Genomic DNA, 17338 nt, shown 5'->3' on the forward strand with positions numbered 1-17338 from the left:
GCGGCGTCGGCCGGCGCTGCCGCGTCCGCGGTTGCGGCGGCCGGAGCGGGCACGCGTGCAGACCCGGAGACGCGGGGTGCCGGGATGGCGGCCGGAGCACTGCCGGGCGTACCCGGGGAGGCGTCGCCGTCGGCCTCCGCGGCGGCGGGCGTGGGCGCCGTGCCGGCGGCGGGCTGGGGTGTCGCCTGGCGTTCGCCCACGGCGAAGGCGGACCAACTGGACGGCGGCACGGTGGCGCCGGGCAGACGCCGGTCCAGCGGTGGTGGGGTCTCCGCCTGGGTGCCTGCCCGGTACGTCGTCGGGCCGGCCTGCGGAATCGGCTGCGCGTCACCGGCGGGCGGCGGTACGGCCGCGCCGGCGACGGACACCCGCGCCCGCGCGACGGCCACCGGTGGACCCGAACCGCTGTCGTCGTCGCCGGCCGGGTCGGCGGGGCCGGGCGTCGGTCCCGGGTGGACCTTCTCCGCCGGAACGTCCTGCTCGCCCATCTCGCCCCTCCGCACCCACGCTCGCCTCCGGCCGTGGCGCCGACCGGAAGTGCCTGGATCTCACCGTGCCACATTCCGGCCCGGGAGCACAGCCGGAGTGGCGGTTGGGTCAGTCGGCGCTGCTGCTGGGGCTGGCGGAGCCGCTGCCGGACGTGCTGCTCGACGGGGCGACGCTGCTTCTCGACGGGGCGACACTGCTGCTGCTCGGCGCGGCGCTGGTGGTGTCCGGCTCCGCGCTCTCGCTCTGGCTCGGCGTCGGGTCGGGCGAGTCGGTCGGGCTCGGCGGCGGCGTGGTCGGCGCCGGGCTGGACGTCGTCGGCTTCGGCGTCGGCGTGGTGGGCTTCGGCGTGGTCGGCGTCGGCTTGGGTGTGGTCGACGGCTTCGGGGTGGTGGGCGTCGGCTTGGGCGTGGTCGACGGCTTCGGCGTGGCCGGCACGGTGGGCGGCGGGACGGGCGTGGCCGGGGCGGGAACCGCTCCGATCACCCGGGTGGCGGCGTAGAGGCGGGACCAGCGGACCACCGAGATCTTGACGACGTCGCCGGTCCGCGGCGCCTCCACCATCTTGCCGTTGCCGATGTACATGGCGACGTGGTGGACGCTGGTCCAGCTGCTGCTGGAGGCGAAGAACAGCAGGTCACCGGGGAGCAGGGCGGTCGGCGAGACGGTGCGGGACCGGGTGGCGAAGTACTGGTCCTTGGCGACGCGGGGCAGGCCCCGGTAGCCGGCCGCCTGGTAGGAGGCGAGCATCAGGCCGGAACAGTCGAACCGGTCCGGGCCCTCCGCAGCCCACAGGTAGGGGTCGCCGAGCTGGGCGAGGGCGTAGCGCACGGCGGCGAGCGCCTTCGGGTCCGCCACCAGGCCGTCGATGCTCTGGTCGACCACGTACGAGGTGCCGAGCCGTTGCTCGGCGGCGTCCGCAAGGCGCTCGATCTCCAGCAGCTTGGCCGCGTTCTCCTTGCGCAACGCGACGAGCGCGGTCTCCTGCTTGCGCAGGTCGGTCTCGGCGCGGGTGAACTCGGCGGCCTTCTCGCCGGCCCGGCGCTGGGCCGACTCGTGTGCCTTTCGGGCGGCCTCCTCGGCGCTTGTGGCACGCAGGAGTTCGCCGGTCACCGACGTGGTGGCGCCCTCGGCCTTGTCGCCGCGGGTGATGCGCTGGAGGTTGGCGAAGTCGCGCAGGCTGGCGCCGAACTCGCCGGGCGGCAGCGCCGCGTCGGCCTTCACGGCGTCGGCGGCGGCGCTCTTGGCGTTGTCCTGGGCGCGGCGGAGCGCTTCCTGGGCCTCCTTGAGCCGGGTGGCGGACTGGGCCAGCTCGGTCTGCGCGGCGTCCCGCTCGGTCTTGATCCCGAGCAGCGCCTCGCCGAGCTGGGTCACCCGGGCGTCGAGCTGGTTGATCTGCGCGATCAGCGGGCCGTCGGCCGGGTTGGTGACGCCGGGCAGACCCGGGACGGTGCCGGGGAGGCCGGGAACGGTGCCCGGCACGCCGGGAACGGTGCCGGGTACGCCGCGGACGGTGCCGGACGCGCCGGGCAGCTGCAGCGGGCCGGTGACCTGGGGCCGGGAACCGGTGTCGGGCACGACGTCGGGCAGCGGGTCGGCCCAGGCGGGTGTGGCGAGCGCCGCGGCCGCGACCGCCCCCAGGAGGGCGGACCAGAGCGCCGGGCGCAGGATCGGTGAGATCACCGGCTGCCGTCCTCGTCGCCGTCGGGCCTTGGTGCTGTGAGCCATACCGCTCCCCGTCCGGTCTGGGGTCCGTCACGCGTGGTTGGGGCGTGTCGGGACAGGACGGCCCTGGTGTGTGTTCCGCCCCACCCTGTCTTACCTCACGGTTGCGACGATGTCGATGTGCGGAGCGTGACCACGGGTGAACCGGCACGCCCAGGTCGGCGGCCGGTCGGACCCGCGACGTACGCTCGATCGGGAACCCAGGTGGAAGGACGTGGCTTTCGGATGGACGCCGGACTCAAGCGCGAACTCGAGGCGAAGGTGTACGCGGGGGAGCGGCTGACCCGCGAGGACGGCATCGCCCTCTACGACAGCGACGACCTGACCTGGCTGGGCCGGCTGGCTCACCACAGGCGTACCGAGCTCAACGGCGACCGGGTGATGTTCAACGTCAACCGGCACCTGAACCTGACGAACGTCTGCTCCGCGTCGTGCGCGTACTGCTCGTTCCAGCGCAAGCCGGGCGAGAAGGACGCCTACACGATGCGCATCGACGAGGCGGTCCGCAAGGCCAAGGAGATGGAGGACGAGCAGCTCACCGAGCTGCACATCGTCAACGGCCTGCACCCGACGCTGCCCTGGCGCTACTACCCGAAGGTGCTGCGCGAGCTGAAGGCCGCGCTGCCGAAGGTCAACCTCAAGGCGTTCACCGCGACCGAGGTGCAGTGGTTCGAGAAGATCAGCGGGCTCACCGCCGACGCGATCCTCGACGAGCTGATGGACGCCGGCCTGGAGTCGCTCACCGGCGGTGGCGCGGAGATCTTCGACTGGGAGGTCCGGCAGCACATCGTCGACCACAACTGCCACTGGGAGGACTGGTCGCGCATCCACCGGCTGGCCCACTCGAAGGGCATGAAGACGCCGTCGACGATGCTCTACGGCCACATCGAGGAGCCCCGGCACCGGGTCGACCACGTGCTGCGGCTGCGTGAGCTGCAGGACGAGACCGGCGGTTTCCAGGTCTTCATCCCGCTGCGCTACCAGCACGACTTCGTCGACTCGGCGGACGGCAAGATCCGTAACCGGATCCAGGCCCGGACCACGATGGCCTCGCCGGCCGAGTCGCTCAAGACGTTCGCGGTCTCCCGGCTGCTGTTCGACAACGTGCCGCACGTGAAGTGCTTCTGGGTCATGCACGGGCTGTCTGTCGCGCAGCTCTCGCTGAACTTCGGCGTCGACGACCTGGACGGCTCGGTCGTGGAATACAAGATCACCCACGACGCCGACTCGTACGGCACGCCGAACACCATGCACCGCGACGACCTGCTGCACATGATCTGGGACGCGGGCTTCCGTCCCGTCGAGCGGAACACCCGCTACGAGATCGTCCGCGAGTACGACGGGCCGCCGTCGCTGGCGGAGCGCCGGTCCGAGCCGCAGCAGGTCTGGGCCTGACCTGGCGATGAGCGACGAGGAACAGCAGCGCGGCTTCCCCCGGCGCGACGCCGAGGGCCGCATCCTCACCCTCGGTGACCTGCTCGGGGTGAGCCTGGCCGGCCTGGTCATCGGGGTGCTGGCGCTGCTGGTCTTCGAGTGGGCGTTCGCCACAGTGGGCGACAGCGGCTTCGGGGGTACGAACGGCTGGCTCGCGGTGATCCTGCCGCTCTGGTTGTTCTGGGACGAGTTCCGGGCCTGGGAGTTCGGCGCCGCCCGGGTGGTGGCCGCGCTGGCCGGTCTCGGGCTCGGCATCGTCGCCGGTCTGCTGGCCGCGGGCCTGGCCTCCGGGCTGCCCGCGCTGTTCACCGGCGCGCTGGCCGCGGCGGTGTTCACCGTGGTCTACGCCGTCATCTGGTTTCATGGCGTGCACTGGCTGGCCCGGCGTACGGGCTGAGGCACGGAGAGAGTGGGAATGCGGGAATGAGCGCGGCGGTCAAGTACACGCTGGGCCGGGTCGGGCTGTTCGTCGCCGTGCTGGCAGCCCTCTGGTTCGTCGAGATGAACATGTTCCTGCGGCTGATGGTGGCGCTGATCTCCTCCGCCGCGCTGTCGTTCTTCCTGCTGCGCAACTGGCGGGACGAGATGGCCGGCGAGATGGCGGAGGCGTCGGAGCGGCGTCGCGCGGAGAAGGACCGGCTGCGCTCGGCGCTCGCCGGTGACGACGAGCCGGGCACCGCGCCGGCCACCGAGCCGGACGCCGAACGCCGCGACGGCTGAGCGGACGAACGAGGGGCCCGGCGCCGGACACGGCACCGGGCCCCTCGTCGTCATCGGCCGGCCGAACCGTTCACCGGCCGGCCGGGCGATTCACCAGTTGGTCGAGCCCGGGACGACCGGCCACGGCCGGTCGGCCGGCTTGATCAGGTACGCGATGCCGCCGGAGCCGGAGGCCACGGTGCCGTTGGCCCGGTAGCGCTTGGTGCGCAGCCAGATCTGCTCGAACTGCTCCCGCTTGTAGACGTTGCGGACCGCGTCGTTGGACGAGGACGCCGGGTCGTTGACGATCACGTCGCCGTCGGCGGTGAAGCCGACGATCACGAACAGGTGCCCGGAGGTGCCGTAGTTGGCCCCGTCCAGTTCGCTGGCGAGGAACGACTGCGAGGTGACCACCGGGATGCCCGCCTTGATGAACCGTTCCGCCTCGTCCAGCGAGTGCAGCCGGGTGACCCGCGCCTCCAGGCCGGGGAAGCTCGCCGCGTACGCGGTGTTGAACGGCCAGTTGCCGGCGCCCTCGTATTCGTAGTCGTAGGTCATCCGGGCGGCGTGGTCGACGGTCGGGTCGGGGTAGGAGGGGTCGACCCAGGAGGTGTCCTCGGCCGAGGGCTTGCGACCCCAGTACTCGACCACCATCTCCGTCGAGGTGGGTGAGCACCACGCCTCACCGCCGCCGTCGTACTCGGGGTACTCGCCGATGTGGATGTTCTGCGAGTAGCGCGGCACGGCCAGTTCGGTGCCCCAGGCGATACCGCCCCGGCTCGGCGTGACGGTGAACCGGTCCGGCACGTTCGACGCCATCGCGCCGAGCATCCGGACCTGCGGCGCGGCTGCCTGGCCGGGCGCGCGGTAGAGCGTCAGCCGCAACTGGTACGAGCGCAGCAGCACCCCGGCGTCGGCGTCGTCGACCGAGAACGTGTCGGTCCAGATGCTCGACCACGGGTCGCCCTGGCCGTCCAGCGTGGAGCGCTTGATGTCCTGGTCGCCGGAGGCCCAGCGGCCCATGACGTACCAGGGGGTCTGTGCCCCGGTGTTGTACGTGCCGTGCAGTTCGACCTGGATCCAGGTGCCGGCCGGGGTGGCGGCGTTCCACGACGCGACCATCTCGGTGGCGTCGAAGCCGATCCGCCGCTCCGGCGAGGTCCAGGTGGCGTACTCCCAGGTGCGTGTCGTGCCGGTGTGCTCGTCGGTGAACTCGGTGGTGCCCGCCGGGCGGTCGATGGTCAGCGCCGGGTGGCGCCCCGGTACGGCGCGGGTGCCCTGGTGGGTGCCGGTACGCCAGTCGGGGAAGCGGGAGAACTCCTGGAAGGTGATCTGTTCGTCGTGCGTGACGCCCGGTCGCGGCGCTTGTGCCTGGACCGGAGTGCTGGTGCCGAGGAGGGTGAGCGCGGTGAGGCCGGCGAGGGCGGCCGCGCGCATGGGTCGTCCGAACATGGCAGCTCCACAGGGAGACGGCATCGTTGCCGTTCACTGTCGCGCTTGGCGGGAAGTTTCGCCAGATGTTCAGGCATAGAAAATCATTGCCGAAGTGACGATCAGGTCGGGATGGCCGAAGGCAAAGACAGATATTGATATGACCATGTGTCTCCTGGTGGAGTGTGCGGACAACGGGATCTCCCGTACCCCCAGGAGGTTGTCCATGGCCTTCCGCGCCTCTCCGCTCCGCCGCCGGCTGGCGCTCGCCGCCGCCGTCGGCCTCACCATCGTCGCCGCGGCCGCAGCCCCCGCCGTCGCCCGACCCGCACCGGAAGGCTCCGGCGAGCCGACCACAGTCGCCTACCGGGTCCTCGGCCCGCGTACGGCGGCCGACCGCACCGCGGTCGCCTCCACCGGTGCCGCGATCGACTACTCCGAGCACGGCGTGCTGCACGTCACGGCGACCAAGGCCGAGGCCAACGCGATCACCCGGCTCGGATTCCGGCTCGAGAAGGACGCCGTGCCGGAGCACGACCACGCCGACGGGGGCATGACCGCCAACGCGTTCCCGCCCGCCGACTCGAACTACCACGACTACGCCGAGTTGACAGCGGTGGTGAACAAGGTGGTCGCCGACCACCCGACCATCGCCCGCAAGCTGAGCATCGGCACGTCGTACCAGGGCCGGGACCTGATGGCGGTGAAGATCTCCGACAACGTCGCCACCGACGAGGCCGAGCCGGAGATCCTGTTCAACGCCCAGCAGCACGCCCGGGAGCACCTGACCGTCGAGATGGCGATCTACCTGCTCAACCTCTTCACCGACAACTACGGCAGCGACTCCCGGATCACAAGCATCGTCAACTCCCGGGAGATCTGGATCGTCCCCACCGTCAACCCGGACGGCAGCGAGTACGACATCGCCACCGGCTCGTACCGCTCCTGGCGCAAGAACCGGCAGCCCAACAGCGGTTCCACAGCCATCGGCACCGACCTGAACCGCAACTGGGCCTACCAGTGGGGCTGCTGCGGCGGCTCGTCCGGCACCAAGTCGTCGGACACCTACCGGGGCCCGTCCGCCTTCTCCGCCCCGGAGACCGCGGCGCTGCGCAACTTCGTCAACAGCCGGGTCGTCGGCGGCGTGCAGCAGATCAAGGCGAACATCGACTTCCACACCTATTCGCAGCTGGTGCTCTGGCCGTACGGATACACGTACAACAACACCGCCACCGGGATGAACACCGACCAGTACAACACCTTCGCCACCATCGGACGGCAGATGGCGGCGACGAACAACTACACCCCGGAACAGTCGAGTGACCTCTACATCGCCGACGGCACCAGCATCGACTGGATGTGGGGCGCTCACAAGATCTGGGCGTACACCTTCGAGATGTACCCCGGCTCGGCCTCCGGCGGCGGCTTCTACCCGCCGGACGAGGTGATCCCGGCGCAGACCTCACGCAACCGGGAGGCCGTGCTGATCCTGTCCGAGTACGCCGACTGCCCGTACCGGGCGATCGGCAAGCAGAGCCAGTACTGCTGACCTCACCACCGGGCGGGAACCCCGGTTCCACCCCCGCCGGGGTTCCCGCCCACCCCGCCCGTCCGGACGATCTCCGCTGGTCGTGCGCTACCGTGGCACCGACCGTGCCACAGCGAAGCCGGTGCGAAACCGGCGCTGTCCCGCAACTGTGATGCCCCGTACGCGCGGCGCCGGCCTTCCGCCGGCGCCGACGGACGTGGGACGAGCCAGGTCGCCTGCGGCCCGGTCGCGACACGCGCTCTCGAGGAAGGGCGCCTCGCGGACGGGCCTTTCTTCCTGTCGGCGAAGCACCACACTCCTCGACCGACAGGAGGTTCCATGTCCAGACGTACCCCCCGGCTCTTCGCCACCGCGCTCGCGGCCGGCGTGCTGCTCCTCGGCGGCTGCGCCGAGAAGACCTCGACCGACACCCCCGCCGCCGGCGGCTCCGGCGGCGCGTTCCCGGCCACCGTCGGCAAGCTGACGCTGGAGAAGCGGCCCGAGAAGATCGTCTCGCTCTCGCCGACCTCCACCGAGATGCTCTTCGCCATCGGCGCCGGGAAGCAGGTCACCGCCGTCGACGACCAGTCGAACTACCCGGCCGAGGCGCCCCGCACCGACCTGTCCGGCTACCAGCCGAACGCCGAGGCGGTCGCCTCCCGCAACCCCGACCTCGTGGTGATCTCGGACAACCTCAACAAGATCGCCGACCAGCTCGTCGCTCTGAAGATCCCGGTCCTGCAGATCCCCGCCGCGGCCACGCTCGACGACACGTACCGGCAGCTCACCGACCTGGGCACGCTCACCGGCCACCGGGCCGAGGCGGACGCCGTGGTGCAGAAGATGAAGGACGACATCACCGCGCTGACCAAGGACCTGCCGAAGCGTACGGAGAAGCCGACCTACTTCCACGAGCTGGGCCCGGAGCTGTACAGCGCGACCAGCAAGACCTTCATCGGCACCATCTACGCGCTCGCCGGCCTGGAGAACATCGCCGACGCGTCCGACGCCGACGGGAAGAACGGCGGCTACCCGCAGCTCTCCCAGGAGGTCATCGTCAAGGCGAACCCCGACTTCGTCTTCCTCTCCGACACCAAGTGCTGCAAGCAGAACGCCGACACGGTGAAGGCGCGCAGCGGCTGGTCCGGCATCACCGCCGTGAAGAACAACCAGATCGTGGAGCTGGACGACGACATCGCCTCGCGCTGGGGCCCGCGCGTGGTCGACCTGCTCAGGGTGATCGTCGACGCCACCGCCAAGGTCCCGGCCTGACCGTGGCCCTTCGACAGGCGGACTCCGCCCCGAACCCGGCCGGGACGCCTCGGGCGCCCCGGCCGGGTGACCGGCTACCCCGGCCCCTGCGGCGCGGCGCGGCCGGCACCCCGATCCGCCCGGCCGGGCTGCGTAAGCGCTGGCTGTTCGCCGGAGTCGTGGCGGTGCTCGTCGCGCTGGTGGCGGGCGTCTCCCTCGGCCCGGTCAGCCTGCCGCCCGGCAGCGTCGCGGCCGAACTGCTCAACCTGCTGCCCGGCGTGCACCTGGACAGCGGGCTCACCGAGCGGGAAGTCGCGATCATCACCGAGCTGCGGCTGCCCCGGGTCGTGCTCGGCCTGCTCGTCGGCGCGCTCCTCGCCCTGGCCGGCGGCTGCTACCAGGGCGTCTTCCGTAACCCGCTGGCCGACCCGTACCTGCTCGGCGTGGCGGCCGGCGCCGGATTCGCGGTCACCGCGGCGATCGTGCTCGGCGCCGGTGCGGGCGGCGCGCTGACCGGGCTGCCGATCACCATTCCGCTCGCCGCGTTCGTCGGATCGCTCGGCGCGGTCGTGCTGACGTACCTCCTCGGCGCGGCCGGCGGCCGGGACCGGTCCCCGGCCACGCTGATCCTGGCCGGCGTGGCGGTGTCCGCGTTCTTCGCCGCCGGGCAGACGTACCTGCTGCAACAGCACTCCGACAACATCCAGCAGGTCTACTCCTGGCTGCTCGGGCGGCTCGCCACCGCCGGCTGGCACGACGTGTGGCTGGTCCTGCCGTACTTCGTGCTCACCTCCGTGGTGGTGCTGCTGCACCGGCGTGAGCTGGACGTGCTCTCCGTCGGCGACGACGAGGCCGCCGGTCTCGGCCTGCACCCGCAGCGCTCCCGCTACCTGCTGATCGCCGCCGCGTCGCTCGGCACCGCCGCCGCCGTCTCCGCGTCCGGGCTGATCGGCTTCGTCGGCATCATCGTGCCGCACACCATGCGGCTGCTCGCCGGTTCCAGCCACCGGGTGATCCTGCCGCTGTCGATGCTGTTCGGCGGCGCGTTCCTCGCGCTCACCGACGTGGTCGCCCGTACCGCCGCCGCACCCGCCGAGATCCCGATCGGCGTGGTCACCGCGCTGCTCGGCGGCCCGTTCTTCGTCCTCGTCCTGCGTACCGCCCGCCGGGTGGCGATGTGAACGCCCCCGCCGTGCGCGTCCACGACCTGCGGGTCGACCTCGGCGGCAACCCGATCCTGACCGGCGTCGACCTGACCGTCGCCGCGGGCGAGTGGGTCACCGTGATCGGCCCCAACGGCGCCGGCAAGTCGACCCTGTTGCGCGCCGTCGGCGGCCTGCTGACCGGCCCGGGCGAGGTCGCACTCTTCGGTACGCCGATCGGCGCGCTCCGGCGCCGCGAACGAGCCCGGGTGGTGGCCACCGTGGCCCAGTCCCCGGTGGTGCCGGCCGGCATGTCGGTCTTCGACTACGCGCTGCTCGGGCGCACCCCGTACATCCCGGCGCTGGGCCGCGAGTCGGCCGCCGACCTGGCCGCCGTGCACGAGGTGCTGGACCGGCTCGACCTGGGCCCGTTCGCCCACCGCGAGCTGGCCACGCTCTCCGGCGGCGAGCGGCAGCGCGTCTTCCTGGCCCGGGCGCTGGCCCAGGGCGCCACCCTGCTGCTGCTCGACGAGCCGACCAGCGCGCTGGACATCGGGCACCAGCAGGAGGTGCTGGAACTGGTCGACCAGCTCCGCCGCGAGCACGGCCTGACCGTGCTCGCCACCATGCACGACCTCTCCATCGCCGGCGAGTACGCCGACCGCCTGGTCCTGCTCGCCGACGGCCGGGTGGCAGCCGCCGGCCCGCCGGAGGAGGTGCTCACCGAGGACCTGTTGGCCCGCCACTACCGAGCCCACATTCGGGTGATCCCCGGCGACCACGGCCCCTTGGTGGTCCCCGTCCGCCCCACCTGACCCCCTGCTGCCCTTCCCACGCCGTTGATCTGTGAGTGGGGTTGTCAAGTGGTGCGGTGGTGGTTGGTGATGGTGCGGTAGATCTGTCGGGCGATGTAGCGCTTGAGGCAGCGGGTGATTTCTTTGGTGGTGCGGCCTTCGGTGCGGCGGCGGGTGATGTAGTCGCGGGTTTCGGGGTGGATGCGGCGGCGGGTGAGGGCGATGGTGTGTAGGGCGCTGTTGAGGGTTCTGTCGCCGCCGCGGTTGAGGCGGTGTCGGTTGGTGCGGCCGCTGGCCACGGGGATGGGGGCGGTGCCGGCGAGGGTGGCGTAGGCGGCTTCTGATCGGACGCGGCCGGGGTGGGACCAGGCGGTGAGGGCGATCGCGGCGGTGACGGGTCCGATGCCGGGTTGGTCGAGCAGGGGTGGGCACAGTTCGGTGACGAGGGTGCGTAGGCGTTGGTGGTTGTCGGCGAGGGTGGCGTCGAGGGTCTGGATGTGCCGGGCGAGGGTGGTCAGTTCGCGGCGGCGGGTGTGTTCCTCGCAGGGCAGGTCGGTGTGCTCGGGTAGGTCGAGGGCGGCCAGGCGGGCGATCTGGGTGGTGGTGGATAGTCCGCGTAGCGCCTCGCGCAGGGTGTCGTCGGCGGTCAGGATCAACGCTTTGACCAGGTTGACTGCTGCGGTGCGGGCATCGGTGTGGTGTCGGCGGCAGATCAGCAGCAGACGCAGTGCCTCGCGTGGTCCGTCGCTTCGGGGCACGGCGATGCGCTCAGCGGGCAGGGCAAGCACCGTATGGGCGGCGGCGACCGCATCCAGGTGGTCGGACTTGCCGCCCCGACGACGGGACGCGGCGGGGGGTTTGGGTGCCTCGCAGACCGCTTCACCGGCAGCGTCCAGCACCCGGCACAGCCCTTGCCCGTGCGATCGGGTGCCTTCCACCGCCCACAACCGGCGCCCCTGCGGTGGGGTGTGCGCGACGGCGAAGGTCAGCAACCGGGCCAACCCGTCCGGGTCGGTGGGCACGGTGACCTGCGCCAACACGGCGCCGAGACGGTCGACCACGGCGGCGGTGTGCGTGTCGGTGTGGGTGTCGACCCCTACCACCACGTCGTAGCGATCCGCGACTCGCTCTACGATCCTTGTCATCTCGGATTGTTGCTCCTTTGCCAGCGACGACCGGGACAGTCGGCGTCGGCTCGGGAAGCAGTCACCTCGGCGGCAGATCTGTGATGGGCCACGTGTGCTCGCACGGGCAGGCTTCTGATCAGGCCAGCAGGGTGGGCCGGGCCGGCGCCGACGATCACCCGGGGACAGGTCTTGCACAAGGCACACCCACACCACGGGCAGCCGGATCAACGGAGAGTCACCCGAGTGATCACCAACGCCGAACCCTAACGGCAACCAGCCGAACCGATCACCACACACATAGAAGCGTCTTGCACTTTCCGCCCCGGCGAAAGGTGCATATATCGCAAGGGGAGGGCCGCAACTGCAAGATCTGTGAAGGTTGCTGTCAAGTGGTGGCTTCGAGGGTGCGCCAGATTTGGCGGGCTATGTAGCGTTTGAGGCTGCGGGTGATCTCGGCTGGGGTGCGGCCTTCGGTGGTGCGGCGGTTGATGTAGTCCTTGGTGGGCTGGTGGCATCGTTGGCGGGTTTTGGCGATGGTGTGCAGGGCGGCGTTGAGGGTTGAGTTCCCCCCGCTTTGATGGAGCGGTGGTTACCTGCTGCCGGCTGGCGCAGGGGTGGCGATAGGTGGCTCGGCTGGTTGCGGCTGGCGGGTGTGCCAGGCGGTCTCGTACTCGTTCGGGCTGAGGTAGCCCAGTTCCTTCTGTATGCGGCGGGTGTTGTACCAGCCGTCGATGTAGGCGAAGATCGCGTTCTCGGCCTCGTCGCGGGTCCGCCAGGACGTGCGGTAGACGAGTTCGATCTTCAGCGTGGACCAGAAGTTCTCCATCAGGGCGTTGTCGTACGAGTCGCCGACGGAGCCCATCGACGGCAGGATCCCGTTGTCCTGCAAGCGTTCCGCGAAGCGGAACGACGTGTAGTTCGACCCGCGGTCGCTGTGGTGGATCAACTGGCCGTCGCGGACGTCGCGCGACCAGATGCCGTATTCGAGGGCGGCGAGGATCAGGTCGGTGTCGCAGCGGTCAGACGTCTTCCACCCGACGATCCGGCGGGAAAACGCGTCGCGGACCGCAGCCAACAGAACACACCCTCACCGCACGGGATGCGGGTGGCGTCGGCAACCCAGAGCCGGTTCGGCCCGTCGGCGGTGAACTGCCGATTGACCAGATCCGGCGCCGGCGTGTGCCGGGGATCCTGCTTCGTGGAGCCACCACGCCAGCCTCGACGCAGGAACGCCCCCTGCCAGCCCTGCTCGGCCATCAGCCGCTCGACGCGCTTGCGGCCCACGCGGATGCCGTCACGGCGCAGCTGCCGGTGGACCCGGTCAGCGCCGTAGGTGCGCCCGGAGGTCTCCCAGATCTCGTGGATGTTGGAGATCAGCCCCAGGTCGACGACGTCCCGGTCGCAGGGCTGCTCGGCCTGCTTGACCCACGCGTAGTAGGTTGAAGCGCCGATGTTGAGGACCCGTAGCAGGAGCGCGACCGCGAACTGGTCACGGTGTTCGTGAATGAACCTCATGACCGTCGCCGGGTCGGGTCGAGCTCCGCCGCGAAATACGCACTCGCGGCCTTCAGAATCTCGTTCGCCCGCCGCAACTCGGCAACTTCCTTGCGCAGCCGCCGGTTCTCGTCCGCCATCTCGCTGGTCGGCCGGTCGTGACGCTCACCCGTGTCGGCCTCGGCCTGGCGGATCCAGTTCCGCAACGCCTCGTGATGCACGCCGAGTTGCTCGGCCAGGCGCCGGATCACCGGCTTCGGGTCCGACTCGCGATACAGGCGCACGGCGCGCTGACGTAGCTCGTCGGGGTACTTCTTCGGTGCTGCCACGGACGACTTCCTCCCCACGGCCATAAGACCATGATCAAGAAGCTCCATGAAAGCGGGGGTGGCTCAGGTGCGGTCGCCGCCTCGGTTGAGGCGGTGGCGGGTGATGCGCCCTGAGCTGGCGGGGACGGGGCTGACGCCGGCGAGTGAGGCGAAGGCGGCTTCGTTGCGGAACCGGCCGGGGTGTGACCAGGCGGTCAGCGCGATCGCGGCGGTGACGGGGCCGATGCCGGGTTGGTCGAGCAGGGTGGGGCAGAGTTTGTCGACCAGGGTGCGGATTTCGGTGAGGTTGGCTTTCAGGAGCCGGTCGAGGGTCTGGATCTGCTCGGCGAGGGTTGCCAGGTGAGTGCGGCGCAGCCGGTCGAGACCGCTGCCGCTGGTGGTGGTGAGGGTGGTGGCGTGCTGGACCTGTCGCAGGGTGCTCAGTCCTCGCATCTGTGTGCGGAGGTCGTCGTCGGCGGTGAGGATCACCGATTTGAACAGGTTGATGGTGGCGGTGCGGGTGTCGCTGTAGTGGCGGCGGCAGACGTGCAGCAGGCGCAGGGCTTCCCGGTCGCCGTCGGTGCGGGGTGAGGCGACGTGGTCGGCGGCCAGGACGCCACGAGCGGCGTGCGCGGCGTCCAGCGCGTCGGACTTGCCGCCTCGACGGCAGCGCCCGGCAGCGGGTTTGGGTGCTTCCAGGACGTACTCACCCGCGGCGCGCAGGACGCGCAGCAGACCGACACCGTGACAACGAGCGCCGTCCAGGGCCCAGGCCCGCCGGCCCGTTCCCAGCACGGCCGTCTGCCGGCCGGCCCAGGCCAGCAGGACAGCGGCGCCGTCGTCGGTGGCCGGCACGGTGATCTCCGCCAGCACGGTGCCGACCGCGGTGAGCACCGCGGCGGTGTGCGTATCGGTATGGGTGTCCACACCGACGACCGCGTCGACACGCTCGGCCAGACGTTCTGCCAGGATGGGAAACACGGACGGTTCTCCCTTGCACGGGACGACGTTCGGACGGCGTCGGCCCGGGAGCGATCACCCAGCGGCACATCTGTGATGAGTCACGCGACACGGGCTGCACACCCCTTCGCGGACAGGCTTCTGATCAGGCCAACAAGGTGGGCCGGGCCGACGCCGGCAACCCACGAGGACAAGTCGACGCCACGGCACACCAACTGACAGCGGCCAGATCTTGCATGAGTCACCCATAGATCACCAACGTCGAACCCTACCGATACCAACCTCCCGGAACCGGCCCACCTATAGAAGCGTCGACGGAGGAACCGGGCGGGGCAGGGGCGGTGCGGGCGCGGAGGGGGTCAGCGGAGGGTGGAGATGGAGAAGAGGGCGCCGGCCGGGTCTCGTAGGGCGGCGCTGCGGCCGGCCGGGTTGTCGCGCGGCGGGACCAGGATCGTGCCGCCCAGCTCGGCGGCCCGGGCAGCGGTCGCGTCGGCGTCCTCCACCGCGAAGTACACCGCCCAGTACGCGGGCAGGTCCCCCGGCATCGGCTCGGCCCGCGGGAGCATGCCGGCGACGATCCGGGCGCCGCAGCGCCACCCGGTGTACGCGACCGGCCCGGCCGGGCGTTCCTCCGGATGCCAGCCGAAGACAAGCGCGTAGAACTCCTTCGCGCCCTCCGGGTCGGGGGTGACCAGCTCGTTCCAGCACATCGCGCCGGGCGCGTTGTACAGCTCGGCCCCGCGCATCGCCATCGGCTGCCACACGCTGAACACCGCGCCGGCCGGGTCGGCGAGGACCGCCATCCGGCCCTGCTGGGCGACGTCGAACGGGGAGACGACGACCTGCCCGCCGGCCGCCTCGGCCCTTGTGGCGACCAGGTCGGCGTCGTCGGTCGCCACGTACGTGGACCAGACCGGCACCTGGTCCGGCGTACCGGGTGGGCCGGCCCCGGCGACCGCCTTGCCGTCCCTGCGGAAGACGGTGTAGCCGCCGGCTTCCGGTTCGGGGGAGATCTCTCCGGTCCAGCCGAACAGCTCGGGGTAGAACCGTCGTGCGTCGTCCAGACCGGGCGTGGCCAGGTCGGTCCAGCAGGGCGTGCCGGGCTCGACGCCGTTCACGGTGACCCCTCTCGCCGGGGGCGGCTCCGCTCGCCCGCCCTGTCGGCATCGTGGCACCGCCGGGTCGGCCACCGGGCCGGAACCGGACAAAAGGTCAGCTGAAGCGGCGTCCCTCGTCCCGCCGGTACGCCCAGCCGGCGAGCGCGGCGAGCACCAGCACCCAGACCACGAGCATCACCAGCGCCCGGGTGTCCGGCCGGAAGTCGGTGACCGCCGCCCAGATCAGTTCCACGGCGCCCCGGGTCGGGAGGTAGGGCGCGATCGCCTTGATGAAGCCGGGCGCGTCGTCCGGCCCGGAGAGCAGGCCACCGCCGAACGCGAGCGGGAAGAAGATCACCTGCGCCACCACGATCGCGGCCTTGCTCGGCAGCGAGTAGCCGATCGCCAGGCCGAGCAGCGTGAACGGAACCGAGACCACGGCCACCGCGCCCAGGCCGAGCAGGAACTGCACCGCGCTGACCCGGGCGTCCGTGGCGACCGCCGCGATCACCACCACCGGAATCATCGAGACGTAGGTCAGGACCACCCCGGCCAGGATCCGCCCGGCCAGCCGCGGCGCCGGCCCGGTCGGCAGGGTCCGGGTGTACGGGTTCCAGGGCTGGTCGCGGTCCTCGGAGACGCCCACTCCGTACTGGAAGATGTTGGCGGTCATCACCGCGAAGGTCACCATGGCGGCGGTGGCGTAGGTGGCGCCGACCGGATCGTCGCCGGCGAACGGCACCACGAAGAAGAGCATCGAGGCGGCGGGGAAGAACGCGCTGCCCACCACCGCCACCGGCACCCGGACGATCTCCAACAGGTGGTAGCGGGCGTGGACCAGGGCGAGCGGCACGGCGGTCTCCTAGGCGGGGGTGGGCGCGGGCCGGTCGTCGGCCGTGATGGCGAGGAACGCCTCCTCCAGCGAGGTGGGCCGGACCTCCAGATCGTGGAACGGCACCCCGGAGGTGACCAGGTCGCGGACGAGCTGGTCGGCGTCGGTGGTGAGCAGGTGCACCCGCCCGTCGGCGCGTTCGGTGGTGACCACGCCCGGCAGCGCCGGCAGGTCGTCGGCGACCAGGCTGACCCGGCGTACGCCGACGATGCCGCGGATCGCGGCCACCGAGTCGTCGGCCAGCACCCGCCCGTGGCCGATCACCACCACCCGCTGCGCGAGCGCCTCCACCTCCTCCAGGTAGTGGCTGCTCAGCAGCACGGTGCCGCCGCCGGCGTGGAAGCCGCGGATCGCGTCCCAGAGCGCGTGCCGCGCCTCCACGTCGAGGCCGGTGGTCGGCTCGTCGAGCACCACCAGCCGGGGACGGCCGACGAACGCCAGAGCCACGGCGAGCCGGCGACGCTGGCCGCCGGAGAGGCCGCCGGTCTGCCGGCGTACCTGGTCGGCGAGGCCGAACCGGTCGAGCAGTTCGCCCCGCGGCACCGGGTCGGGGAAGTGCGCGGAGACGAAGTCGACCACCTCGCCGACCCGCAGCGTGCCGGGCAGGCCGGTCTCCTGCGGGGTGACACCGAGTTGCCGCCGGCTCGCCGGGTCGCGCGGGTCGCCGCCGCACAGCTCGACCCGGCCGGTGGTCGGGCGGCGCAGCCCGACCAGCAGGTTGATCAGCGTGCTCTTGCCGGCGCCGTTCGGGCCGAGCAGGCCGACCAGCTCCCCGGACCGGACGGTCAGGTCGACCCGGTCCAGCGCCAGCACGTCGCCGTAGCGGCGGCTGACCTGTTCGGCGCGGGCCAGGATCATCGGCGATCTCCTCGCAGGTAAGTGCTGTGCCTCCCCTGTCTACCGTGCGTGCGCCAGCCCCGCTGTCCCCTGACCGGGTGCTCACATCCCCTAGTCTGGTGGCGCCGTCGAC

Annotated in this window: 16 protein-coding genes, 2 pseudogenes and 1 riboswitch; of the genes and pseudogenes, 7 read left to right on the plus strand and 11 right to left on the minus strand. The window is 71.3% G+C overall.

Annotated features, from left to right (window positions below):
* Together O7546_RS00005 and O7546_RS00010 are read right to left on the minus strand one after the other, a co-directional pair.
* Positions 1-488: pseudogene (locus O7546_RS00005) on the minus strand (hypothetical protein); the annotation flags it as partial.
* A 109-nt stretch (positions 489-597) separates the two neighbouring features.
* Positions 598-2214: a C40 family peptidase gene (locus O7546_RS00010; protein ID WP_281600329.1), complete on the minus strand. Its 1617-nt coding sequence runs from the start codon at positions 2212-2214 to the stop codon at positions 598-600.
* A gap of 222 nt (positions 2215-2436) precedes the next feature.
* Between O7546_RS00010 and mqnE the strand changes: the two genes are divergently transcribed.
* Genes mqnE through O7546_RS00025 form a run of 3 tightly spaced genes read left to right on the plus strand, consistent with a single transcriptional unit; the run spans position 2437 to position 4365 of the window.
* Positions 2437-3606: an aminofutalosine synthase MqnE gene (mqnE, locus tag O7546_RS00015; RefSeq protein WP_194802065.1), complete on the plus strand. Its 1170-nt coding sequence runs from the start codon at positions 2437-2439 to the stop codon at positions 3604-3606.
* A gap of 7 nt (positions 3607-3613) precedes the next feature.
* Entirely contained in the window at positions 3614-4042 is a 429-nt protein-coding gene (locus O7546_RS00020) for a hypothetical protein (protein ID WP_194802064.1), read from the plus strand.
* Between the two features lie 26 nt (positions 4043-4068).
* Positions 4069-4365 carry a DUF4229 domain-containing protein gene (locus O7546_RS00025; protein WP_194802063.1) on the plus strand — a complete coding sequence of 99 codons (297 nt, stop codon included), beginning with the start codon at positions 4069-4071 and terminating at the stop codon, positions 4363-4365.
* Positions 4366-4455: 90 nt separating this feature from the next.
* Here the strand turns inward: O7546_RS00025 and O7546_RS00030 are convergent, their stop codons facing one another.
* Positions 4456-5796 (minus strand): C39 family peptidase, encoded by a 1341-nt coding sequence (locus O7546_RS00030; RefSeq protein ID WP_194802062.1) that lies wholly within the window; start codon positions 5794-5796, stop codon positions 4456-4458.
* Between the two features lie 205 nt (positions 5797-6001).
* Here O7546_RS00030 and O7546_RS00035 point away from each other — a divergent pair.
* From O7546_RS00035 to O7546_RS00050, 4 genes and pseudogenes are all read left to right on the plus strand, one after another.
* Positions 6002-7321, plus strand: a pseudogene (locus tag O7546_RS00035) (M14 family metallopeptidase); the annotation flags it as partial.
* 120 nt (positions 7322-7441) lie between these two features.
* A riboswitch (cobalamin riboswitch) is annotated at positions 7442-7535 on the plus strand.
* 107 nt (positions 7536-7642) lie between these two features.
* Complete coding sequence (locus O7546_RS00040; RefSeq protein ID WP_194802060.1) at positions 7643-8575, plus strand: ABC transporter substrate-binding protein; 933 nt, start codon at positions 7643-7645, stop codon at positions 8573-8575.
* 86 nt (positions 8576-8661) lie between these two features.
* On the plus strand, positions 8662-9735 hold the full coding sequence (locus O7546_RS00045) for an iron ABC transporter permease (RefSeq protein ID WP_281601129.1): 1074 nt from the start codon (positions 8662-8664) through the stop codon (positions 9733-9735).
* On the plus strand, positions 9732-10511 hold the full coding sequence (locus O7546_RS00050) for an ABC transporter ATP-binding protein (RefSeq protein ID WP_269698014.1): 780 nt from the start codon (positions 9732-9734) through the stop codon (positions 10509-10511). The genes O7546_RS00045 and O7546_RS00050 overlap by 4 nt, the downstream gene beginning before the upstream one ends.
* Before the next feature lie 44 nt (positions 10512-10555).
* Here O7546_RS00050 and O7546_RS00055 read toward each other — a convergent pair whose 3' ends face one another.
* From O7546_RS00055 to O7546_RS00090, 8 genes are all read right to left on the minus strand, one after another.
* The gene (locus tag O7546_RS00055; protein WP_194802082.1) at positions 10556-11635 is read right to left on the minus strand and encodes an IS110 family transposase; all 1080 of its coding nucleotides are present in this window, start codon (positions 11633-11635) and stop codon (positions 10556-10558) included.
* A gap of 571 nt (positions 11636-12206) precedes the next feature.
* Positions 12207-12692 carry an IS3 family transposase gene (locus O7546_RS00060; protein ID WP_281599703.1) on the minus strand — a complete coding sequence of 162 codons (486 nt, stop codon included), beginning with the start codon at positions 12690-12692 and terminating at the stop codon, positions 12207-12209.
* Positions 12617-13132: an IS3 family transposase gene (locus tag O7546_RS00065; RefSeq protein ID WP_281599701.1), complete on the minus strand. Its 516-nt coding sequence runs from the start codon at positions 13130-13132 to the stop codon at positions 12617-12619. The genes O7546_RS00060 and O7546_RS00065 overlap by 76 nt, the downstream gene beginning before the upstream one ends.
* Complete coding sequence (locus tag O7546_RS00070; protein WP_194803493.1) at positions 13129-13440, minus strand: transposase; 312 nt, start codon at positions 13438-13440, stop codon at positions 13129-13131. The genes O7546_RS00065 and O7546_RS00070 overlap by 4 nt, the downstream gene beginning before the upstream one ends.
* A 63-nt stretch (positions 13441-13503) precedes the next feature.
* Positions 13504-14400, minus strand: a complete 897-nt coding sequence (locus tag O7546_RS00075; RefSeq protein ID WP_281600330.1) for a transposase — start codon at positions 14398-14400, stop codon at positions 13504-13506.
* 338 nt (positions 14401-14738) lie between these two features.
* Complete coding sequence (locus O7546_RS00080; protein ID WP_281600331.1) at positions 14739-15497, minus strand: VOC family protein; 759 nt, start codon at positions 15495-15497, stop codon at positions 14739-14741.
* Positions 15498-15591: 94 nt separating this feature from the next.
* Positions 15592-16329 carry an ABC transporter permease gene (locus tag O7546_RS00085; protein ID WP_281600332.1) on the minus strand — a complete coding sequence of 246 codons (738 nt, stop codon included), beginning with the start codon at positions 16327-16329 and terminating at the stop codon, positions 15592-15594.
* 9 nt (positions 16330-16338) lie between these two features.
* Positions 16339-17226, minus strand: a complete 888-nt coding sequence (locus tag O7546_RS00090; protein ID WP_194802056.1) for an ABC transporter ATP-binding protein — start codon at positions 17224-17226, stop codon at positions 16339-16341.
* Between the last annotated feature and the right edge of the window lie 112 nt (positions 17227-17338).

Source organism: Micromonospora sp. WMMA1976, assembly GCF_027497335.1.
Taxonomy (GTDB): Bacteria; Actinomycetota; Actinomycetes; order Mycobacteriales; family Micromonosporaceae; genus Micromonospora; species Micromonospora aurantiaca.